General features: G+C 74.2%; 5 protein-coding genes. 2 read left to right on the top strand and 3 right to left on the bottom strand.

Going from position 1 to position 5125, the window contains the following annotated elements; translation table 11 throughout:
- Positions 1-186: 186 nt before the first annotated feature.
- Positions 187-810, top strand: a complete 624-nt coding sequence (locus GKQ77_RS27255) for a dTDP-4-dehydrorhamnose 3,5-epimerase family protein (RefSeq protein WP_219691587.1) — start codon at positions 187-189, stop codon at positions 808-810.
- 14 nt (positions 811-824) lie between these two features.
- On the opposite strand, the gene GKQ77_RS27250 is transcribed toward GKQ77_RS27255, so the two are convergent.
- A complete protein-coding gene (locus GKQ77_RS27250) occupies positions 825-2063 on the bottom strand; it encodes a nucleotide disphospho-sugar-binding domain-containing protein (protein ID WP_258022046.1) in 1239 nt (412 codons plus the stop codon).
- Positions 2064-2265: 202 nt separating this feature from the next.
- Between GKQ77_RS27250 and GKQ77_RS27245 the strand changes: the two genes are divergently transcribed.
- Positions 2266-3441 (top strand): nucleotide disphospho-sugar-binding domain-containing protein, encoded by a 1176-nt coding sequence (locus GKQ77_RS27245; RefSeq protein ID WP_219691585.1) that lies wholly within the window; start codon positions 2266-2268, stop codon positions 3439-3441.
- A gap of 92 nt (positions 3442-3533) precedes the next feature.
- Here the strand turns inward: GKQ77_RS27245 and GKQ77_RS27240 are convergent, their stop codons facing one another.
- Positions 3534-4265, bottom strand: a complete 732-nt coding sequence (locus tag GKQ77_RS27240) for a VC0807 family protein (protein WP_219691584.1) — start codon at positions 4263-4265, stop codon at positions 3534-3536.
- The gene (locus tag GKQ77_RS27235; RefSeq protein ID WP_219691583.1) at positions 4262-5074 is read right to left on the bottom strand and encodes an NAD-dependent epimerase/dehydratase family protein; all 813 of its coding nucleotides are present in this window, start codon (positions 5072-5074) and stop codon (positions 4262-4264) included. The genes GKQ77_RS27240 and GKQ77_RS27235 overlap by 4 nt, the downstream gene beginning before the upstream one ends.
- Positions 5075-5125: the final 51 nt, after the last annotated feature.

The raw sequence follows: 5125 nt of genomic DNA, 5'->3' as shown, positions 1-5125 counted from the left end.
CACGAACCCCGTGGCCCCGAGCACCACCGCGACCGGAGCACCGCTCTCCGCCGCCCCGCCCTCGTACCGTCGGCCGCTCATCGACATGTCCCCTCCTCGGACCTCCCCTGCGGTACGCAGCGTGACGGCCGGGACTCAAGCGGCGGTTGACGCGGCACTTGAGTGCACCGGCCTAGCGTGCGCCGCATGGGGATCACTGAGACAGCGGTACCGGACGCCTACCGCATCCGGCCCCGGCTGCGCGAAGACAGCCGAGGCAACTTCTACGAGTCGTACCGGTACGACGAACTGGCCCGCGAGACCGGCCACGTGTTCGCGCCCCGGCAGGCCAACTACTCCGTCTCCGCCCGTGGCACGCTGCGCGGCCTGCACGGGGTGACCATCCCGCCGGGCCAGGCCAAGTTCGTCACCTGTGTGCGCGGCGCGCTCCTCGACGTCGTGGTCGACGTGCGGCTCGGCTCCCCGACCTTCGGCGCGTACGACACGACGGTCCTCGACGCCTCCGAGGGCACCGCCGTGTACGTGGCGGAAGGGCTCGCGCACGGGTTCGTGGCGCTGACCGACGACTCCTGCGTGAGCTATCTGTGCTCGACGCAGTTCGTGCCGGGCACCCAGTTCGAGATCCAGCCCTTCGACGCCGAACTGGACCTGCCCTGGGGCCAGGCGCTCACCGGCCCCGCGCTCCTGTCGGAGAAGGACCGCCGCGCCCCGGGCCTCGCCGACGCCGCCGACCTGGGGGTCCTCGCGACGTACGAGGAGTGCCGCAAGCTCTACGAGCGGGCGCGGCGGGACGCCTCCGGCGCCTGCTGAGACGCTTCCGGCGACTACTGGGACGCCAGCTTCTCCAGCCGGGGGACCAGGTCGGCGGGCGTGGGCAGCGCCGTCATCCCGGCGCGGACCCGGGCGGCCGCCGCCGCGTACGACGGGTCGGCGAGCATCCCGGCGACCTCGGCCCGGATCGACGCGGCGTCGGCGGTGGGGTTCGGCAGGGCGCGGCCCACCCCGGCGGCGGCCAGACGGCGGGCGTTCATCGGCTGGTCCACGCCGTTGGGCAGGGCCAGTTGTGGCACCCCCGCCGCCAGTGACGTCATCACGCAGCCCGCGCCGCCGTGGTGGACGACCAGGTCGCAGCCGGGTAGCAGCAGATGCAGCGGCGCCTGTTCCAGCAGCCGTACGCCCGGCGGGAGTTCGCCGATCCGCTGCCGGTCGGCGCCGGTCACCGCGAGGGTCACCTCCACGTCGAGCCCGGCCAGCGCCTCCACGATCTTCGGTACGGCGAACGACGCGTCACCGAACATGCTGGTGACCGAGGTGCCCCAGACGACGCAGACCCGGGGCCGCCCGGACGTCGGCGCCAGGGCCCCGGCCTGCTCCTCCGGGGTCCCGGGCAGCCCGCCGGGGCCGTTGTACGGCACGAAGCGCACGGGGAGGCGTTCGGCGGGCAGCAGCCTCGGCGCCAGGTCCGCCGGGCACGGGTCGATCACATGGCTGACGTGGTCGAAGCTCACCTCGCCCACGCCGTGCCGCTGGAAGGCCTGGCTCATGTCGAGCGGGAGCAGCTTCAGGCCCGGCTCCTGTTCGTCGGTGCCGGCCGGGCCCCACAGGTGCAGGGCGGAGGCCGTGCCGAGTACGCGCGCGGTGAGCAGGCCCTCCAGGCTGAGCAGGTCGTGCAGGATCAGGTCGGGGCGCCAGTCGCGGCCGAACGCCACGGCGGCGTCGGTGCTGCGGCGGGCCATGCCCTGGAGCCGGTCGTTGTTCTCGACGATCCAGTTCCGCAGGTCGAACTCCTCGATGGAGGTCAGCGGTACGCCCGTCAGCGGATGCGGCGGCGCCGCCGTGAAGGGCCAGCGGCCCTCCTTCCAGTTGAGGTAATTGCCGATCCGCGCCTGGAAGGTCATCTCCCAGCCGTCAAGGACCGGAACCGGTGTCAGCCCCGCGCGGGCCACCGGTTCGCTCTGCGAGGGCGCGCAGACCACGCGCACCTCGTGCCCGGCGGACTGGAGCGCCCAGCCCAGTGGCACCATCGCGAACCAGTGCCCCGGCCAGTCGGAAACACCCAGCATCACTCGCACAGCCGACTCCTCACCTCATGACGCTCAGAACTGAGGCGGACGGTAGGGGAGCGCACTGGAGCGGCACTTGGAGCGGCCGTGGAGCGCGCTCGCGGCCGAGGGCGGCCCGAGGGCGGCTCCAGCGGCCGGGCGCAGCCTGGGCCGCCGACCGGGCGGCCCGTCGGCCGCCGGAGCCGAGACGAACGGACGCCCCATGCGCGTACTGATCATCACCACCCCGGTGCCCACGCACCTCACGGCCCTGGCCCCCCTCGCCTGGGCGCTGCGCGGCGCGGGCCACGACGTGCTCGTCGCCGGACAGCCCGACGTGGCGCCCGCCGCCCGTGCGGCCGGGCTCTCCTGCCATGTGTTCGGCGAGCCCTTCGCCGCCCACGAACTGCTCGCGGTGAACCTTCCCGAGGGCGCGAGGCCCATCGAGGCGCACGGTCGCCCGGATGCCGCCGCGCTGGCCGGCGCCGTCCGCCCGTGGATCATGCACGCGCGCTACACGGCCGCCGCCTACGCCGAGTTCGCCCGCTCCTGGCGCCCCGACCTGATCCTCGCCGACCGCGTCGACTACGGTGCCCTGATCACCGGTGGCCTGCTGGGCGTGCCGGTGGTCCAGCACCGGTGGGGCATCGACCCCATCGGCGAGAGCGCCTGGCGGATCGGGCAGCGGACGCTCGGCCCGCTCTGCGCGCGGCTCGGCCTGCCCGCCGGGCTGCCCCGGCCGTCCCTGGTCCTGGACCCCTGCCCGCCCGGCGTGCAGAGCCCGGAGCTGACCCCGGGCGAGCCGATCCGCTGCGTCCCCAGCAACGGCTCCGGCGTCCTGCCCGCGTGGGCCGCCGCCCCGCCCGCCGGCCGCCGCCTCCTGGTCACGCTCGGCACCATCAGCCTGGAGCTGAACGGCGCCCCGTTGCTGCGTACGGTCCTTGAGGCGTGCGCCGGCCTGCCGGACACGGAGGTCGTGGCGCCGGTCCAGGCGGAGCACCGGGCGGACCTGGGCGACATACCGGCCGGGGTACGTGTCGTCGACCCCGTCCCGCTCGATCTGGTCCTCGACCACTGCGCGGCGGTCGTCCACCACGGCGGCACCGGCACCCATCTGACCGCCACCGCCTTCGGCCTGCCCCAGCTCGTGCTGCCCGGCCTCTCGGACACCTTCACCGTCGCCGACCGCGTCGTCGCGAGCGGCGCGGGCCTGAGCCTGGACACGGCCGACGCGCAGAACGACCCGGCGGCGGTCGGCGCGGCGGTCCGCCGGGTCCTCGACGATCCGTCCTTCGCCGCCAGGGCCGCCGAACTCGCCGAGTCCGTACGGAAGATGCCCGCCCCCGCCGCGCTCGTGCCCGCCCTGGTGGACCTCGCGCGCTCGGGGCCGCGCACCTGACCCTCGTACGGCATGACTCTCGTACGACACGAAGGGCCCCCGTCCGGCGGACAACCGGACGGGGGCCCTTCGCGTGGGGGGCGGGAGAAGGTTCAGGCCGCTGTGCCCGGGGTGGTTTCGGCGCGGGCCGCCTCGGCGTCGAGGAGTTCGCCGGGCGCGCCCAGCATGATGCCGCCGATCATGCTCAGGCCGACGATGGAGACGACGGTGACCACGGTGCCGAGCCACACCATCGTGTCCACCGGCAGCACGACCGCCCCGACGACGCGGACCGCGCAGTCGAGCAGCAGGCCCACGCCCCACACCAGGCTTATCCGGGCGACGCCCTTGCGGAACGCGGGGGAGGTGGCGGCCAGCCTCTCCCAGGCGGCCTCCAGGTGCGGCTCGCCCTTCGTCTTGAACGGCCGTACCGCCGCCGTCATGATCGGCTGCGCGGTGAACGCGGACCAGGTGACGCACGCCCCGAGGATCCCGGTGGCCAGCGGCTCCCTGATCAGCATGGTGCGGGCGGATCCCGTCCACAGGCTGAGGGCGGCCCCGGCGACCGTGGTCAGCAGGACCAGGCCCGCGAGACCGTTGAGGGTGCGCTCGCGGGCCCAGGCGAAGAGCACGCGCACGGCGGGCACGACGCCGCTCGCGAGCAGCGACACCATCGAGCTGAGGCCCACGGCGGCGTGCAGGACGTAGAAGACGCCGAGAGGCACCGCGACGTCGATGAGCAGGGGCAGCAGGGCGTGCCCGAGCGTGCCCTGTTTGGGCCCGCCTCCGGTCCCCTCGCGGCTCTCGCCCGGCCGGGCCGCGCCGGTCGACTTCGCGTTGTTCACTGCTGGCTCCTCTGTGCCGGTGTGGTGGGTCGGTTCCGAAGGGTGGCAGGGTCCCCTTGAGCGGGAATCGAGTCCCCGGGCAGGAAGTCGTCGAGGACTTGCCGGTAGTAGCCGGGCCCGAAGCCGAGGCCGGCCACCTCGGGGACCAGGGCGTACAGCTTCTCGACGGAGATGACGTGCTGGACGGCGCGCGACTCCTGGTACTCCCGGCGCACCGCCGTGCCGAGCCGGCGCGCCAGATGGTCCACGATCCGCTCGACCGGGACGGCGTGCCCCGAGGCGAGGTTCACGGTCTCGCCGCACACCCCGCGGGCGAGCAGCCGGTCGATGACGGTCACCGCGTCGTCCACCGCGAGCAGGTCCCGGGCGGCGTTGCGGTGGATGCGCACCACGCCCTCGCGCACCTGGCGCAGCAGCACCGGAAGGAGCTGGTGCGGCGGCTGGTCGGGGCCGACGAGATGGCCGAGCCGCAGGATGAGGTACGGGGCGCCGGACGCCTTCAACTGCTCCTCGAGGGAGAGCTTGTGGCGCCCGTACGGGGTGCAGGGGGCGACCGGGGCGTCCTCCCTGGCGGGTGCCTTGGCGAGCCCGTACATGCCGGTGGAGGAGGTGGAGAAGAAGAGCAGGCGGCGCCCGGTGGCGGCGCAGTCGTCCGCCACCCGGCGCAGCAGCGCGGCCTCCCGGGCGAAGTCGGCGGCCGAGGTGCCGCTGGCCCAGGAGACCCCGGCCGCGACCACGACCGTGTCCTCGTGCCGCTCGGCGATCGGGCGCAGACTGCGGGCCAGGAATCCGTTCCCGACGATTTCCATGTGTCAAGTCCTGGTGTGGGGTGGGTGGTTGGGGGGGGAGCGGTGCCGTCT

Source organism: Streptomyces anatolicus, from assembly GCF_019400875.1.
In the GTDB taxonomy this organism is placed as follows: Bacteria; Actinomycetota; Actinomycetes; order Streptomycetales; family Streptomycetaceae; genus Streptomyces; species Streptomyces anatolicus.
Note: the sequence above shows the minus strand (reverse complement) of the source record. Positions and strands in the feature narration are given on the sequence as shown.